Below are 16,331 nucleotides of genomic sequence, written 5' to 3' on the forward strand. Positions count from 1 at the left end.
CTGCCGGGGCAGCTCGGGCGGAGGTTCCGCTCGCCCGGACGGCGTTGCCGATGTCCTCGCCGGAGACTGCCCGGGCGGGCCGACGAGGGTGGTGTCGAGGGCGGCGTCCGGCTCAGCGGGATTCGCGGAGGCGGGCCAGGGCGGTGTCGAGGGCGGCCTCCAGGTGGGTGGAGTCGCCGGTGGTCATCAGGATCAGCACGCCGCCCTGGACGCCCGCCAGTAGCGCCGCGGCCTCGCGGTCGGCGTCCAGGTGCGGGGCGATCGCCCCGTCGGACTGCATCCGGCGGATGCCGTCGGCGAGTTGGCGCTGCCACCGGGCGAGCAGTTCGCGGGCCACCGACCGGGTGGCGTCCGTGACGCCGCCGAGCTGGGCCAGGGCGGTGTGCAGAGGGCAGTCGCTGCCCTGGGTGCGGTAGCGGGCCAGGACCTTGTCGCGCCACCGGTGCCAGGCGTCCCAGGAGGTGAGCGAGCCCAGTTCGGGCTGCTGGTCCTCGATCACCCGGTCCGCCTCGTGCCGGGCCACGGCGAGCAGCAGATCGTCCTTGCCGCCGGGGAAGTAGTGGAAGAGCTGGCTCTTGCTGGTCGAGGTGCGGGCCATCACGTCCTCCAGGCGCACCGCGAACACCCCGTGCTCACGGATCTGCTCGGCCGCACCGTCGACGATGCGCTGCCTGGTCGCGAGGCCCTTGCGGGTCAACGTCATGGATCCTCCAGCCGTCGACGTCGTCCGGAACCCGCCCGGACTCCGGTGCCAGTCTGTCAGGGCACGAGGACCAACTTGCCGGTGGTGCGGCGCGATTCGATGTCGGCGTGGGCTCGGGCGGCCTCGGCGAGCGGGTAGCGGCCGGTGACCCGCAGCGTCAGCTGCCCGCTCCGCACCAGGTCGAACACCTCGCCGGCCCGCCGGACCAGCGCCTCGCGGGTGGCGACGTGATGGTGCACCACCGGGTAGGTCAGCAGGATGCTGTTGGGCAGATCGGTGGGCCGCAGCGTCGGCACACCCATGAACGGCCCGTAGTACGCGTGCACGCCGTGGGTGCGCAGCGCCAGCTGGGAGGAGCGGAAGGTGTCCGCGCCGCCGCCGTCGTAGACCACGTCGGCCCCCCGTCCGCCGGTGAGTTCCCGCACCCGGTCCTCGAATCCGGCGCCGGAGTGCACCAGCACGTGGTCCGCGCCGACCTCCTTGGCCACCGCCGCCTTGTCCGCCCGGGAGACCAGCCCGATCACCGACCCGCCACGGGCCTTCACCAGTTGGGTGAGCAACTGGCCCACCCCGCCGGCCGCCGCGTGGACCACCGCCGTGTCGCCCGGCCCGATCGGGTACGTCTCGGTGCTCAGGTGACTCGCCGTCAGACCCTGCATCAGCAGACCGCCGGCCACCTCGTCCGACACTCCGTCGGGCACCTTCACCAGCGACGTCGCCGGAACCGCCAGCAACTCGGCGTAGCTGCCCGGGTGGTAGAACCACGCCACCCGGTCGCCGACGGCGAACTCCGTCACATCCGCACCGAGAGCCGTCACGTACCCCATCCCCTCGGCCCCCAACACCACCGGCGCCGCCCACCCCGGCCCGCCCGACGCCCGTGCACCGGCATCCATGTAGTTGACGCCCGCCGCCCCCAACCGCACCAGCACCTCCCCGGTGCCGGGCACCGGATCCGGCAGCTCGGTCCAGCGCATGACCTCGGGGCCGCCGTGCTCCTCGATACGAATCGCATGCATGGGATGACACCTTCCTGTGGAGGCCCGCTGTTCCGGGCGCAGTCCGTACGTTAGGGAGGTGAAAATGGACCAACAAGTCCAGAAATCCCGCGTCGTCTCGCGGCTCGGCGGCCGGGGCGAGGTGACGTGCGCCGATCCGGCGGGGTGGCCCTATGCCTGGCGGGACTGGCGTTCGCGGGCCCAGGTGGCCAGTGGTTGGAGTGCGTCGTTGAGGCGGAGGCCGTCCTCGGTGAGCGAGTACTCGACGCGGGGCGGGACCTCGTCGTAGGAGACGCGGCGCACGACGCCGTCGGCCTCGAGTTCGCGGAGGTGGGAGGCCAGCACCTTCTCGGTGATCCCGGGGAGCAGTCGGCGCAACTCCCCGAAGCGGCGGCACGGTTGCTCGTGCAGTGCCCACAGGATCAGGACCTTCCACCGGCCGCCGATCACCTCCATCGCGGTGTCGATCCCGCAGACGTGTCCCTCCGCCGTGCCCGGCCGGTTCAGCGTCGCCATGCTCCCACCCCTTCCGACGTGCTCACTCACCCCGGGGTAACCACCCACTGCGAAGTGCGTACTTGATCACCTTCGGGCCGTGGACCAGCCTAATCCGCATGGCACAGAACACCATTGAGATCGACACCGCCCACGCTGTCGAGAGGACTCCCGTCGCCCTGCTGGGCCTCGGCACGATGGGCACCGCGCTGGCCCGCACCTGGCTCGCCGCCGGCCACCCGCTCACCGTCTGGAACCGCACCGCGGCGCGCGCCGAGGCCCTTGTCGGCGAAGGGGCGACGGTTGCCGGGACGGCGGCGGAGGCGGTCGCCGCGAACACCCTGATCGTGCTCTGCCTGCTGGACGACGCCTCGATCGGCGACGTCCTGGGCGAGAGCGCGACCGACACCGGGATCGACCTGACCGGCCGGGACGTGGTCAACCTGACCACCAGCACCCCCGCCCAGGCCCGCGCCCGCGCCGAGTGGGCCCGCGAGCGCGGGGCCCGCTACCTCGACGGCGGCATCATGGCCGTCCCCCCGATGGTCGGCGTCCCGCAGGCCGGTGGCTACGTCTTCTACAGCGGCTCGCAGGACCTGTTCGACCGTCACCGCTCCACCCTCGCCGTCCCCCTCGCCACTGCCTACGTCGGCGAGGACGCGGGCTTCGCCGCCCTGCACGACATCGCCCTGCTCAGCGCCATGTACGGCATGCTCGCCGGCGCCGCGCACGCCTTCGCCCTGATCCGCAAGGAGAACATCGACCCCGCCACCCTCGCCCCGCTCCTCGCCGACTGGCTCACCGCGATGGCCCCCTCCGTCCACCGCACCGCCGACCAGCTCCGCACCGGCGACTACACCACCGGCGTCGTCTCCACCCTCGCCATGCAGGTCGCCGGCACCCCGACCTTCCTGGACACCGCCGAACAGCAGGGGGTCAGCCCCGAACTCCTCACCCCCTACTTCGACCTGATGCGCCGCCGCCTGGCCGAAGGCAGTGCGGACGAGGACCTCACGGGCGTGATCGACCTCCTGCTGCGCTGACCGGCCCGACCGGCGTGCGAACTCGTCGGCGGACCGGCTTCCGGGCTGAAGGAATCATTGAGCTATTTCAGCGTTGGAGCTCAAGAGTGAGGCGTTCGACCGGGTGGCGGAGCCGGGCGTGGGCCCGGTTCAACGATTGCTGTGTGATGCCGAGTTCGAAGGTTCCGCCCGCGCCGGTGTGCGCGATGTCGGCCGGGGCCGGGATCTGGAGTCGGATGCAGGTCTTCACGATGCGGTGGGTGCGGGCGGCGGTCAGGTCGTGGGTGCGCCCGGGCAGGGCACGGGGGATCCACACCAGCCTTCCGGTCGGGCCGGTGATGATCTGGTGGTTCATCCCGTGGCGACGGTGCTTGCCCGAACAGTGGGCACGGCCGTCGCCGAGACGGTCGCACTCCACGAGGGTGCCGTCGACCAGGACGTACTCGGGGTCGGCCTCGCGCGGGGCCCGGGGCCTTGCGGGCGAGGAGGCCCGGTGACCTGGTGGGCGTGGGCGGTGCCGACGCTGATGCGGAAGCCGTCCGCGGTCTGCGCGGGCGTGTAGCGCTTGCGCAGGTGCACCGGCGCGACCGGCGCTCGCTGGGACGGTCGGAGCTTGCGGCGCCGCTCACCCTCCTGGGTGACGATCGGCATGGTGACCCACTGGACGACCGCGTGCGGCAGGTCCAGTGCGGCAGGACAGGTAACCATCAGGGCTCCTCGGCAGCAGAGTTGAGACGTCGGATACCTCACTCAACTGCCGGGGAGCCCTGCCGGTACTTTCTCGCCCGGGAGCACCTGATCGGTGGCCGCCCTGAAAAGGCTCATTCGGCGCCCGGTTTCCAGTGGCGCCGACTCGCCGGCGTGGTCGGCGGACTGCAGGAACGCGGCAGGCGTGGCCGGCGCTCGTTCCCGATGCCGGACGTGCCAGGCGGGCTCCGGCCGCTGCGCGACCCGGAGCAGGTCGGGACGTGAGCGCGGAGGCCGGGTGGGCGGTCCCGTCGACGGGTGCTCCCCAGTGGCGTTCGCGTCGGTCACCGGGGTGGGAGCGGGGTGCGGGAACAGTCGCGCCGGGACTCACCGGCCGGCTTGCCGCCAGGGAAACGGAGCGAGATCCGGTTCGACCCAGCCGGTTCTGGCCGGGTCGCCCGCCAGCGTCGACGAGCGGTAGAAGCGGGTGAGTAGCTTCTTGTCGAGCAGCGCGGGGTGCTGCTCGACGAAGGCGTCGAAGTCGGCGGTGGCCGACTGCCCGGCGTGGTGGCCCACGAGTTCGACCCAGGCCCGGCTGACGGTGGCGTTGTACTTCTGCGGTACGCCCGCGTAGCGGGCGGTGCGCCGGATGCCGTCGCTGACCAGGTCGACAGCCGCACTGGTGCCGTAGCGTCGGACGGCCAGCCAGGTCAGCCGGATGTGCTGGCGGTGCCCGAACCGCTCGGCGGTCGCCATCGTCTCGCCCATCAACTCGGCGAACGGTGAGGGCTCGGTCTCCGTGCTGTTCGCGTCGTGGCCGGAGTGCGGGCCGTGGGTGTGCGTGGTCATGAGCCCACCTTGACCAGCGCGTCCAGAACGGCGTGGAAACCGGCGACTGCTTCGGCGGGCAGGCCGTCCATCGCGCGGTTCTCGATGGCCGCCAGCGTCCGGGTGATGGCGGCGGCCGTCGCGCGCCCGGAGTCGGTCAGTTCGACGAGCACCGAGCGGCGGTCGCCGGTGCGGGTGCCGCGGGTGATGTGGCCGCGGCGCTCCAACCGGTCCAGCACGCCGGTGAGCGTCGTCGGGCGGGTGCCGACCGCGGCCCCCAGCTGGGAGACGGTGCGGCCCCGGCCGTCGGCGAGGTTGGCCAGCGCATTGATCTCGGAGGCGGTCAGATCGAGGTCGACGAGTTCGGCGGCGATCAGCTGCAGGGTGGCATGGGTCGCGCGCTGCAAGGCCAGCAGCGCCGACTCGCTTGATGATTCGGATTCGGACTTCACGGTTTCGAATATTACGATATCGGAGTACTTAGTGGCAAAATGTTCTCGGCGTCGCCCGGCGCGCCGGTCCCACGCTCCGCCAGGTGCACCGGTCCCGCGCTCCGCCAGGTGCTCGGAGCGGAGAGCGGCACGGCGAACCTGCCCGGTCGGAACGCCGGACGTTCGAGCCGGTGGAGGCGGCGGCGCCGGTCCGCTTGGCGTCGCAGGCGTCCGGTGCGGGATCGTGGGTGTTTTCGCGTTCGCGGCCGGTGGGCGGGACATCGACGAAGGGTGAGGCCATGAAGAAGGTCGCCGTGAAGCTCTGGCGGATCATCCGGGGGCCGATGCAGTGGCGGGTGCTGTGGGTGTGGCACGCGAAGTTCATGGTCGGGGTCACCGGGATCGTGCGTGACGACGAAGGCCGGGTGCTGCTGCTGAAGCACCGGTTGTGGCCGGAGGGGCGGCAGTGGGGGCTGCCGAGCGGCTATGCGAACAAGGGGGAGAGCTTCGAGGAGACGGTCGTCCGGGAGGTTCGGGAGGAGACCGGGCTCACCGTGAAGGTGGGTGAACTGGCGTACCTGAAGAGCGGGTTCAAGCTGCGCCTCGAAGTCGCGTACGAGGCGCTGCTGGTCGGTGGACGGATCGAGGTCGAGTCGTTCGAGATCCTGGAGGCTCGGTGGTTCTCGCCGGACGACCTCCCCGAGGGCCTGCAGGAGTCGCACCGGGAACTGATCCACCGTCAGCGGCAGCCCTGAGGTGTCGGCCCACCCTCACGTCCGAGGGTGGGCCGGTTCGGGTTCAGGAGGCGGTCAACTGCTCCAGGTCGGCGAGCAGTTCGGACGCGGTGACGGCATCGAGGTCGGCGAAGCGGTGGTGCTGGGCGGCGCTGGGGAAGCAGTCGCCCGGGCGGGTGCCCAGCCAGACCTCCTGCACGGTCTGTTCGGGGGAATCGGCCGTCACCGGGACGCTGTAGCCGGGGTCCAGGGTGACGGACAGCCATCGGCCGCCCGGCAGCGACTTCGAGAGCGAGGATTCGACGCCGTTGTCGGAGGCGCCGTTGCGCTGCCAGCCGCGCTTCACCAGGCCGAGGAGGGCGCCGACGGGGACGGTGCGGTTCTCGTGGCGGTGGAGTCGGTGGCCGGCTGCTTCGCCGGGGGTCAAAGTGCGAACGGGGCGGGCGAGTTGGGGGAAGGGCTGGCTGAGTTCGCAGTCCGCGAAGAGCTCGGTCCAGCCGGGGAGGTCCTCGGCGAGGTGGAGGGGGTGGGGGAGGCGGACGCCGGCGTCGTCGGGGAGGGTGAAGGCGTGGCCGTGGAGGTCGGCGAAGGTGCGGTCCCCGGCGATGCGGAAAGCGGTTTCCGTGGTGGTCCAGACGAGGCGGCGGACGAGGTGCGAGAGCAGCGGGTGGGCGACGAGAAGGTCGCGGAACTCGGCGGCGGTCCAGGTCCGGCCGGTGAGCATCGCGGCTTCGAGCCGGTGGCTCTGGTCGGCGGCGAGGGCGCGGACGTCCTTCTTCAGGGCGGTGAAACGTTTCCGTTCGGCGGATGCGAGCTGCGGGTCGTCCTTGGCACCGAGTGCAGGGAGATCCCTGAGGTGGCTGCCGTCCGCGGCGAGGACGAACGGGTGGAGCTGCTCGTCGAAGCCGACGGTGAAGGTGCGCGAGCCGTAGTCGATGACGGTGGTGCCGTCCGCGGACAGGCCGAGGTCGGGAACCAGGCGGTCGGCGAGTTGATCGGCCGTCAGGCCCAGGTGTTCGGCGACCTCGGCGATCTTCTCGGCCGCCCGGGCCCTGAGCGCGCCGTACTTCACCCGCTGGGCCAGCAGGTGCAGTTGGCGGAGCGCGGTATCGGTGCCGATCGCGGCGAGGACGTCCAGCCCCTCCACGGCCCGTCGGTGCGCGCCCTGGCCGGGCCATTCGCGCAGGACGGCGGCCAGCCGGCAGGCGGTCCCGTCGTCGCCCCACTCGCCGAGCAGGGTGAGCGTCCAGCTGTCCGAGGCGGGCAGGCCGGCCCGCCGCCACTCCTCGAACAGCGCCCAGGCGAAGGCCGGGAGGCTGTCGGGACGGCAGGCGTGGGCGACGGTGGCGAGACCCGGGTAGGGGGCGTCGGGCCTGCCCAGGGCCGCCATCACCACCACATGACGCACCGCCGACTCCGGCAGCGCCGCCTCCGCGCCCGCCAGCAGCAGTTGCGGCAACGCGACGGGCTCCAGCCACTCGGGGTCCTGCGGCAGCCGTGCGGGCAGGGCGCTCTCCAGCGGGTCCACCGCCAGCATCGCGCCGATCGCCGCCGACGCCGCCGCGCCGTACCGCTCGGCCACGGCCCGCAGCAGCGCCTCGCCGTCGTCGGGCGCGGCCACCAGGCGCAGTGCCGCCTCGGCGGCCGCCCGGTCCCGGCCCGGCTTGGCGAGGGCGTCCGGGACCAGCAGCAGCGCGCCCGCCACGCCGTGCCGGGCGAACCACGAACGTGCCGTCGCCCGAACGGACTTGAGGCGGGTCAGGCCGGCGGCCAGCAGTCGGGCCGCCTCGATGTCGAGCAGCGGCAGCAGCAGCGGAGACATGGTGGCCGGGCTGGAGCGGGCCGCGTGCAGGGCCATCGGCACGGCGGCGGGGCCGTACTTGCCGAGCACCGGCCGCAGGTACTCCAGGCCCAGGTTGAAGCGGCGCGGACGCCAGGCGGCGACCAGCGGGGCCAGCACCTCCACCGGGCCCTGGTGCAGCAATCGGCAGGAGTACCACAGGCCTTGGGGTTCCAGACCCTTTGCCGCCTCGGCCGCCCAGTCGGTGTCCTCGCCGTAGCTCCACCAGTCGTCGAAGTGCCGGGTGTCCGCCCAGGCCTCCTGTTCGCCTTCCCGCCACAGCAGTTGACGAGACTCGTCGAGCGGGAGACCGGTGATCACCGCCGGCTTGCGGGCTCGGCGCGGGCGCGTCCACGGTGGGGAGACCAGCAGTTCGGGCAGCGCGGCCGGTGCGGCGGTCGGTACGAGCGGCTGCGCGCCGTCCAGGGAGCGGACGAACCGGGCGGTGGGGGAGTCGAGTTGGGCGAGGATCTCGGGGAGTCGGGCCGACGAGACCCGCAGGTGCCGGTCGAGGGTCTGCCGGGCGGCTTCGCCGCCGCCCCAGGCGGCCGAGGCCAACAGGCGCGCCCCGCGCACCGGGTCGCGGCGCAGCGCTTCCTGCAGGACGGGGGCGACCTGCCGGATCTCCAGGCCGGCCAGCAGCGCCCGGAACGCCTCGTCCGTGCGGAACTCCAGCAGGAATTCCGCGCGTTCGTGCATCCACAGGGTGTTCTCCGACGGATCCGACACGGCGGCGAGCAGCGGAACGCACGCGTTGCCCAGGCCGTCGGCGAGGGTGGCGACGGTGCTGGTGGTCCAGGCCCGCCACGTCACCGTCGGGCGGTGCCCGAGCCGGTCGAGCTGGGCCCGGCTGCCGAGCGCGGCCAGCAGCAGCGTCCGGAGGACCGGGCCCGCGTGGTCGTACGTCGGCTCCTCGGCCAGGCAGTCGTCCACCCACTCGGTGACGTCCGGCAGCAGGTGGGCGGCCAGGACACGGCGGCCGGGCGTGGTGCGCAGCGCCTCCAGCGTGGCGCGGGCCGCCAGGTACGCGGGCTCGTCGGCGATCGTCAGCAGGTGGCGCGCCCAGCGGACCAGGCCGTACTCGTCGGGGACGGCGTGGTAGTGCTCCCGCAGCACGTCCTGCCGGACCAGGTCCCCGAACTCCGTTGCGCTGCACCGCGTCACGTCCAGCGCCAGGACGGCCGCGTGCACCGCGAACGCCAGGCCGTGCCGGGCCGTCCACGCGTCGACCAGGTCGGCCCACCGCCCGTCGCCCCACCACTCGCCGGGCGGCAGCAGCCGCGGCAGCACGGCCGCCCCCAACGGGTCGGCCGCACCGGCGAGGTACGCCCGGGCGGCGGCCACCAGCTCCGGATCGTGGGAGCCGGTCGCGAGCACCCGCTCGATCGCCTCCCGATGCTCCGCGATCAGGGCGTCCTCGGCGGCGACCGCCTCGGGGCCCGGCAGGTCCGCCACCGACGCGACGCTGCCGCCGCGCCTGGGCAGCACCAGCGGGCGCCACGACGCGGGCATCACGAAGTCCTCGTCGAACGGCGACTCCTCGCCACAACCGAGCTGCCGTTCAGCGGCGTCGACGTTCTGCACCGGTCCTCCTGACCCACCCGACCGGCCGGCGTCCCGAGCGGCGGTTCGGAGGCGCAGTGGGTCGGACGAACTGTTGCGGGAGACATTAGTCAGCCGCGCCGACAGCCCGGCCCTGCTCCTGGGCGCAGGGCGCGGTCCGCCCGGCGGCGGAGGCCGGATCCGTCCGGGAGCGGACCCGGCGCTCCGCTCCCGAGCAGACGTCAAGTGGCGTGCGCGCAGCCTAGGTTCAAGGACATGACCAGTCTTCGCCGCGCGGCCGTGACCGCCGCGCTCGCCTTCGTCCTGCCGCTGCCGATCGTCGCCGCGGCCCCTGCTTTCGCCACCGCCGCGCCGCCGTCGGCCGCGGCCCCGGCATCGGTAGGCTCCGTCGTCTCGCTGCCCCGTCCGACCGGGCCGTACGCGGTCGGACGCGACCTGCTGCACCTCGTCGACCGGAACCGCCAGGACCCCTGGGTGCCGTCGGCGGGAGCCCGGCAGCTGATGGTGTCGATGTACTACCCGGCCCGGGCCGGGAGCGGGACGCCCGCGCCCTACATGACCACCGAGGAGGCCCGGCTGTTCCTGGCGGCGAAGGCCCCGGGATCGGGCATTCCGCCCGAGACGATGGCCGGCACGGGCACCTGGGCGCGGGCGGACGCCCGCCCGGTGGGCGGCCGGTTCCCGCTGGTGCTGCTCTCGCCCGGCTTCACGTTCCCGCGGGCCGCGTTCTCCGGCATCGCCGAGGACCTGGCCGGCCGCGGGTACGTGGTCGCGCTGATCGACCACACCTACGAGTCCACCGGTGTCACCTTCCCGGACGGCCGGACGCTCGAATGCGCCATCTGCGACCGTCCGCCGACGGGCGGTCCGGCGGCCATCGCCGAGAGCCGGGCGAAGGACGCCTCGTTCGTCATCGACCAGTTGACGTCGGAACGGTCGCCGTGGGCGCACGCCCGGCTGATCGACCGCCACCGGATCGGCATGGCCGGGCACTCGATCGGGGGTGACGCCGCCGCCGTGACGATGGCCGCCGACCCCCGGGTGCAGGCGGGGGTGAACATGGACGGCACCTTCTTCGCGCCGGTCCCGGCCACCGGCCTGGGCGGGCGGCCGTTCCTGCTGTTCGGCGCCCAGCCCGGCGAGACTCCGGGCACGGACCCCAGCTGGGACGACGCCTGGGCCGCGCTGGACGGCTGGAAGCGCCGGCTCACCGTCGTCGGAGGCGAGCACGGCACCTTCAGCGACCTGCTGGTACTCGCCCGGGCCGTGGGCATCCCCGCCAAGCCCGGAGCGATCGACCCCGTGCGCGGCGTGGAGATCACCCGGACGTACCTCGGCGCCTTCTTCGACCAGCAGTTGAAGGGGAAGCCCGAGCCGCTGTTCGACGGGCCGTCCCCGGACATGCCGGAGGTCACCGTCCAACTCCCGTAGCGCACGCGATCGGTGGCCGGTGCCCCCGTCCGGGCGGGTTCAGCCGGACGGGGACACCAGGCCCGCGTCGTAGGCGGCGATGACGAGATGGACGCGGTCGCGGGCGTCCAACTTGGCCAGCAGCCGGGCGACATGGGTCTTGGCGGTGGCGGGGGCGATGAACAGCTGCTCGGCGATCTCGGCATTGGACAGACCGCGACCGACCAGGACCAGGACCTCGCGCTCGCGTTCGGTGACGCCCGGGAGGCGGCGCTTCGGCGCGACCGGTGCGGGCCGGGCGGTGAGGTCGGCGATCAGGCGCCGGGTGACGCTCGGGGCGATCAGGGCGTCGCCGGCCGCGACCACCCGGATCGCCGCGAGGATCTCCGCCAGCGCCATGTCCTTGACCAGGAAGCCGCTCGCACCGGCCCGCAGCGCGGCGTAGACGTTCTCGTCGTCGTCGAAGGTGGTCAGGATCAGCACCCGGGGCACCGGGCCGGCCGCGCCCGCGGTGAGCAGCCCGGTGGCCTCGATCCCGTCCGTGCCGGGCATCCGAATGTCCATCACCACGACGTCCGGGCGGACCTCGGCGGCCCGTTGGACGGCCTCGGCGCCGGTGGCCGCCTCACCGACGAGCTCCAGGCCGGGGGAGTGGCCGATCGCCATGCCCAGCCCGGCGCGCACCAACTCCTGGTCGTCGGCGAGCAGCACCCGGATCGCCGAGCCGACGCCGTCGGCCGTTGCGCGGTCACCGGGCGTCAGGTCGGCGGCGGTTCGGACAGTGGCGGTCCGGCCGGCGGCAGTTCGGTCGGTGGCCGTCATACGGGCAGCCTCGCGGCGACCCGGAAGCCGCCCTCGGGGCGGGAGCCGGCGCTGAAGCGGCCGTCCAGCAGGGCGACCCGCTCGCGCATCCCGGCGATGCCGTACCCGGTGCCGCCGGTGCGGCGGTCGGGCGCGCGGCCGTGGCCCTCGTCGATCACGTCGATGGCCAACTCCTCCTCGTGGTAGGCGATGTGCACCTCGCAGCGGTCGGCGCCGGCATGCCGGAGCACATTGGTGACCGACTCCTGGACGATCCGGAAGGCGGCCAGGTCGATCTCGGGCGGCAGCGGGCGCGCCCGTCCCCGCCACTGTACGTCGACCTCGACGCCGGCCTGCGCCATCGTCGCCGCCAGCCGGTCGACGGCCTCAAGTCCGGCGAGCGGCACGGCGATCGAGGGATCGTCGGCGCCGGTCTCGGCGTGCCGCAGCGAGACGAGCATCCGGCGCAGACCGGCCAGCGTCTCCCGGCTGGTGGCGTCGATGGCGTCCAGCGCCCGGCGGGCCCCGGCCGGCTCCACGTCGAGCACCATGCTCGCCGCACCGGCCTGGATCGCGATCACGCCGATGCTGTGCGCCACCACGTCGTGCAACTCCCGGGCGATCCGCAGCCGTTCGACCGTGATCGCCTGACGGGCGGCGTACGCGCGCAGGTCGCTGCTGTAACGGCGTTGCTGGTGGACCGAGTTGCCGATCGCCCACGGAATCGCGATGCCGGCAGCGAACGCCGCGGCGCTGCTCACGACGTCGCCGGTCGTCACCGCGCCGCGCCTCGTTATCGCCAAATCGACCAGCCAGAAGGCGAATTCGGCGAGGCCCGCGGGAATGGAGACCCGACCCGGGCGGACCGCCGCGAGGTAGCCGATCAGGACGTCCATCGCCATGAACAGCGGCCAGGTCCGCTCACCGAGCAGCAGGACGACCGCCGCCTCGGCCAGCAGCACCCCGAACACCTGCGTCGGCCACCGCCTGGCCCAGCAGACCGGCAGCGCGAGCACCACGGCCAGGGCCGCCCGCAGGGCGAGGCCCGCCACGGAGGGCGGGTGCCGGAGTCCGAGCGGCGGGGCCAGCTCGAACGTCGTCGACATGAAGAGCAGCAGGGCCAACTGCCCGGCGGCGCACCAGGCCAGCGCCGTCCAGACCCCCGACGGCAGTCGCCTCAGCCACGGCGCGCGCGGCACGTCCCGATCCATGCGGCGATGGTAGTGATCTCCGCCGCCGCCGGGCGTCCGCCCGTGGGCGGACACCCGCAGGCGGACGGCGGTGCCGGGGTGCGGGCGGTCAGCGGCCGAACAGCTTCGCGGCGTTGTGGTGGCAGACCGCCCGCAGCCAGTCGGATCCGAGGTCCAGCCTTTCCAGGGCCCGGAGTTGATGCAGGTACGGGTAGGGGATGTTCGGGAAGTCGGTGCCGAGCAGGATGCGGTCGCCGAGGTCGGCGAGCCGGGGCAGCGCCCGCCGGGGGAAGGGCATGAAGCTCTCGGTGAAGTCGGTGAACGCCATGGTGGTGTCGAGGTGCACCTGCGGGTACCGCTCGGCCAGGTCCAGGAACTCGTCGTACTCGGGCATGCCCAAGTGGGCGACGATCAGCCGCAGTCGGGGGTGCCGGGCGAGCACCCGGGCGGCGGACTCGGGCCCGGTGAACCGGCCGGGCGCCGGCCCGGAACCGCAGTGCATCACCACCGGGACGCCCGCCTCCGCCAACATCCCCCACGCCGAGTGCAGTTGCTCGTCCGCCGGGTCGTAGTCGCCGACCTGCACGTGGGCCTTGAACACCCGGGCGCCCGCGTCGAGCGCCGCCCGGACGTACTCATCGGTGTCCGGCTCGGGGTACAGCGTGGCCGTGTGCAGGCAGTCCGGCGTGCGGCGGGCGAAGTCGACGGCCCAGTCGTTCAGCCACCGGGCCATGCCCGGCTTGTGCGGGTAGAGCATCGAGGTGAACGCCAGGACACCGAAGTCCCGCAGTACGGAGGTGCGTTCGGCCTCCTCGGTGCGGTAGGTGATCGGCCAGGCCAGTCCGCCGACCAGCGGCCCGTTGGCGTCGAAGTACTCCCACACCTTGCGCAGCACCCGCTCCGGCATGAAATGGGTGTGCACGTCGATCAGCCCGGGCAGCCCGAGCCCGCCCCAGAACCGGCGCACCTCGTCCGCCTCCGCGCGGAACCCCTCGCCAGGCTTCTCGGGGAACTCCTCGCCGGACTCCTCGTTCGGGGGCTCGACACTGTGCGGCCGGCGGGGTGAACTCACCTGAACTGCCTCTCTCCTGAACGTGCGGACCGAGCGAAACGCGCGAAACCGGATCAGCGTATGCCGCTCCCGGTTCCCGCCCGCGTCCGCCCTCCGTTCTCGGCTCCCACCTCCGCTCCCGCTCCGCCGGCGGGCGTTCCTCCGTCCGGCCGCACCCTGGGCGGCCCAGCCTGCCTGGCAGGCGGCCGCGGACCCTTCGACCATGGAGCGTGTGCGTCGATCGCGCAGCCACCTCGTCGAGTGCTCGGCCACCCGGAGCGACTGATGCGACCGCCCCGACGGCTGCACCGCGCAGCCGGCCTCGTCACTCCCGTTCGGAGCCCAGCGGAGGAAGCATGACCACGACCCCAGGAAACTCGACCCCCGACCAGGTCGTCGCAGCGCCCACCTATCTGGCGGACATCCGCTTCTACTTCCGGCCCGAGGACGTCTCCCACATGGCCGCCAAGGGGATCGAGCTCGGAACCTACGACGGGGTGAAGAAGAACGCGCTCGCCATCCTCGCGCAGACTTCCTCGCCGAACCCGCAGATGCCCCCGGACCAGGCCGGGCAGTGGAGCGCCGAACGCTCCCAGACGTTCAAGAACTGGATCGTCAACGGCATGCCGCTCGGTACGGCGACGGGCGGCGGCTCCACGGGGGGCGGACCGGCCCCGACCAGGCTGCGCAAGGACGTCACTACACTGACCGACGCCGAGTTCACGCTGCTGAAGACCGCGTTCAGCGGCCTGATGGCCCGCGACCCGTCGGCGGCGGACAGCTACTTCGTGCTGGCCGGGCAGCACGGTCTCCCGCAGAGCTGGTGCCTGCACCACGAGGACCGGTTCAACCCCTGGCACCGCCAGTACCTGATCGAGTTCGAGGACGCGCTGCGCTCCGTCCCGGGCTGCGAGACGGTGACGCTCCCCTACTGGGACATCACGACCGACCTGCCGGACCGGCTCCAGCACCCGCCGCTCGACCAGTACGTCCTGCCGGCCGACCCCGGTGCCACCGCGACGCCGCAGCCCGTCACCGGGTACTTCCCGTACACCACCCAGCGGTTCTCCGTCGCGACCATCACCCAGAACGTGAAGGACTTCGGGGTGCTGGACGACATCACCACCTCGTTGACCCAGTCGCTCTGGGGCGCGTACAACGTGAACGGGTACCAGGACTTCTCGATCCAGGCCCACGACGGCGGCCACGGCTCGATCGGGCCGACGATGGCCGACCAGAACGTCGCGTCGTTCGACCCGGTGTTCTGGTTCTTCCACTGCAACATCGACCGCCTCTGGCTGAGCTGGCAGACCCGCGCCCAGGCGACCACGCTGACCGGCTTCCGGTCCACCCTGGGGACCGACACCGGCTGGCTCACCGCGCCGTTCAACGCCCTGCCGCCGTTCACCACGACGGCCGACCAGACGATCGAGACCACCGTCTCGTACGACCGGCTGGACGTCCCCGCCCCCGGCCCCGCGGAGAGCGTCATGGAGAACCTGACCGGAAGCACCGACGCCGCCAGCCCCTTCGCGTTCCGCAGCGCCGACCCGGTGTCGGTGCGGGTGAAGGGCATCGACCGGCTGAACATTCCGGGGTCGTTCTTCGTGACGCTGCTCGCCGACGGCGAGCCGGTCGCGAAGCGCTACTTCTTCCAGCCGAAGACCCCGCGGAAGTGTCCGACCTGCGTGAAGCACGGCATCATCAACCTCGATTTCCGGATGCCGCAGGAACAACTCCAGGACCGGAAGCTGTCCGTCCGCATCGACGTGCCCGGGCACCCCGAGGAGATCGGCACCGCGTTCCCGCTCGCCCAGGCCGGCAACCCGACCGTCAACGCGCGGCTGCTGGTGCAGGACGCGTAGCCCGGTGGCGGTGGCGGTGGCGCGGCCGGCGCCGGTGGTGCTGCTTCCGGTACCGGGTTCGGTGGCGGTGGCGCGGCTGCGGAAGGGAGGTTCCGGTGCGAGAACCTGTGATCGCCACCGCCCTGCTGATCGTCCTGACCGGCTGGTGCGTGCTGCACGGCGTGTCCGGCATCGCGGGCGGCCGATGCGCGGACCGCCGACTGGAGGCGGCCGAGATCGTGATGGCGCTCGCGGTGGTCGCGATGATGGCACCGGCGTTCGACCCCCTGCCGCCGGGCCTGTGGGCGGCCCTGCTCGCCGCGTCCGCGGCCTGGCCGGCCCGCCGACGCCCGGCCCGCCCCGGGCGTCACCACGACGGCGACCCGGCGTCGCCCGGGGCCCGGGCGCACTACGCCCACCACGTCGTCGGCGCGTCCGCGATGGCCGCCCTGGCCGTGGCGCCGAAGCACCGCCACACCGGCGGCAGCGGTGTCCACGAGGCGGTCCACGCCGCGGTGCCGGCCTGGACGCTGTTCCTGCTGGCCGCGTACTTCCTGGCGTACGCCGCCGTCGGAGTCGCCTCCCTCCTGCTGCCCCGTCCGACCGCAGGCCGGTATCCGGCCCCTGACCGCGGACCCGGGCCGCTCGCCCCGCTCCGACTGGTCTCGGCGCGGCGCACGGTGATGGCCATCGGCATGTTCTACATGCTGGTCGGCATGAGCTGACCCCGGCTT

The 16,331-nt window shown here is 73.0% G+C and carries 14 protein-coding genes and 1 pseudogene; 5 read left to right on the top strand and 10 right to left on the bottom strand.

From position 1 onward, the window contains the following. Positions 1–112: 112 nt before the first annotated feature. The 3 genes from ACI1MP_RS33010 to ACI1MP_RS33020 form a co-directional block, all read right to left on the bottom strand. A complete protein-coding gene (locus ACI1MP_RS33010) occupies positions 113–703 on the bottom strand; it encodes a TetR/AcrR family transcriptional regulator (protein ID WP_387995131.1) in 591 nt (196 codons plus the stop codon). A gap of 56 nt (positions 704–759) precedes the next feature. Further along, on the bottom strand, positions 760–1,722 hold the full coding sequence (locus ACI1MP_RS33015; RefSeq protein ID WP_380337107.1) for a quinone oxidoreductase family protein: 963 nt from the start codon (positions 1,720–1,722) through the stop codon (positions 760–762). Between the two features lie 150 nt (positions 1,723–1,872). Further along, a complete protein-coding gene (locus tag ACI1MP_RS33020) occupies positions 1,873–2,217 on the bottom strand; it encodes a winged helix-turn-helix transcriptional regulator (RefSeq protein ID WP_404870263.1) in 345 nt (114 codons plus the stop codon). A 98-nt stretch (positions 2,218–2,315) separates the two neighbouring features. Here ACI1MP_RS33020 and ACI1MP_RS33025 point away from each other — a divergent pair, with 98 nt between their 5' ends. After that, a complete protein-coding gene (locus ACI1MP_RS33025) occupies positions 2,316–3,239 on the top strand; it encodes an NAD(P)-dependent oxidoreductase (RefSeq protein WP_404870264.1) in 924 nt (307 codons plus the stop codon). A gap of 91 nt (positions 3,240–3,330) precedes the next feature. On the opposite strand, the pseudogene ACI1MP_RS33030 reads toward ACI1MP_RS33025, so the two are convergent. From ACI1MP_RS33030 to ACI1MP_RS33040, 3 genes and pseudogenes are all read right to left on the bottom strand, one after another. Further along, positions 3,331–3,926: pseudogene (locus ACI1MP_RS33030) on the bottom strand (transposase family protein); the annotation flags it as partial. 366 nt (positions 3,927–4,292) lie between these two features. Then, positions 4,293–4,754, bottom strand: a complete 462-nt coding sequence (locus tag ACI1MP_RS33035; RefSeq protein WP_380337115.1) for a hypothetical protein — start codon at positions 4,752–4,754, stop codon at positions 4,293–4,295. Then, positions 4,751–5,185: a MarR family winged helix-turn-helix transcriptional regulator gene (locus tag ACI1MP_RS33040; protein ID WP_404870265.1), complete on the bottom strand. Its 435-nt coding sequence runs from the start codon at positions 5,183–5,185 to the stop codon at positions 4,751–4,753. The genes ACI1MP_RS33035 and ACI1MP_RS33040 overlap by 4 nt, the downstream gene beginning before the upstream one ends. A 278-nt stretch (positions 5,186–5,463) precedes the next feature. Here ACI1MP_RS33040 and ACI1MP_RS33045 point away from each other — a divergent pair, with 278 nt between their 5' ends. Then, on the top strand, positions 5,464–5,919 hold the full coding sequence (locus ACI1MP_RS33045) for an NUDIX domain-containing protein (protein ID WP_404870266.1): 456 nt from the start codon (positions 5,464–5,466) through the stop codon (positions 5,917–5,919). 43 nt (positions 5,920–5,962) lie between these two features. Here the strand turns inward: ACI1MP_RS33045 and ACI1MP_RS33050 are convergent, their stop codons facing one another. After that, on the bottom strand, positions 5,963–9,322 hold the full coding sequence (locus ACI1MP_RS33050; RefSeq protein ID WP_404870267.1) for a DUF4132 domain-containing protein: 3,360 nt from the start codon (positions 9,320–9,322) through the stop codon (positions 5,963–5,965). Positions 9,323–9,556: 234 nt separating this feature from the next. Here ACI1MP_RS33050 and ACI1MP_RS33055 point away from each other — a divergent pair, with 234 nt between their 5' ends. After that, positions 9,557–10,732, top strand: coding sequence for an alpha/beta hydrolase family protein (locus ACI1MP_RS33055; RefSeq protein ID WP_404870268.1), 1,176 nt, complete (start codon positions 9,557–9,559; stop codon positions 10,730–10,732). Positions 10,733–10,771: 39 nt separating this feature from the next. Here the strand turns inward: ACI1MP_RS33055 and ACI1MP_RS33060 are convergent, their stop codons facing one another. The 3 genes from ACI1MP_RS33060 to ACI1MP_RS33070 form a co-directional block, all read right to left on the bottom strand. Next, positions 10,772–11,533, bottom strand: coding sequence for a response regulator (locus ACI1MP_RS33060; RefSeq protein ID WP_404870269.1), 762 nt, complete (start codon positions 11,531–11,533; stop codon positions 10,772–10,774). Continuing rightward, positions 11,530–12,723, bottom strand: a complete 1,194-nt coding sequence (locus ACI1MP_RS33065) for a sensor histidine kinase (protein WP_404870270.1) — start codon at positions 12,721–12,723, stop codon at positions 11,530–11,532. Before ACI1MP_RS33065 ends, ACI1MP_RS33060 begins: the two co-directional genes overlap by 4 nt. 88 nt (positions 12,724–12,811) lie before the next feature. Beyond that, entirely contained in the window at positions 12,812–13,669 is an 858-nt protein-coding gene (locus tag ACI1MP_RS33070) for an amidohydrolase family protein (RefSeq protein ID WP_404870865.1), read from the bottom strand. A 440-nt stretch (positions 13,670–14,109) separates the two neighbouring features. Between ACI1MP_RS33070 and ACI1MP_RS33075 the strand changes: the two genes are divergently transcribed. Both ACI1MP_RS33075 and ACI1MP_RS33080 read left to right on the top strand, forming a co-directional pair. Beyond that, positions 14,110–15,618, top strand: coding sequence for a tyrosinase family protein (locus tag ACI1MP_RS33075; RefSeq protein WP_380337133.1), 1,509 nt, complete (start codon positions 14,110–14,112; stop codon positions 15,616–15,618). A gap of 95 nt (positions 15,619–15,713) precedes the next feature. After that, the gene (locus tag ACI1MP_RS33080; RefSeq protein ID WP_380337136.1) at positions 15,714–16,322 is read left to right on the top strand and encodes a DUF5134 domain-containing protein; all 609 of its coding nucleotides are present in this window, start codon (positions 15,714–15,716) and stop codon (positions 16,320–16,322) included. Positions 16,323–16,331: the final 9 nt, after the last annotated feature.

The sequence above is a fragment of the Kitasatospora griseola genome (assembly GCF_044999035.1).
Taxonomy (GTDB): Bacteria; Actinomycetota; Actinomycetes; order Streptomycetales; family Streptomycetaceae; genus Kitasatospora; species Kitasatospora griseola.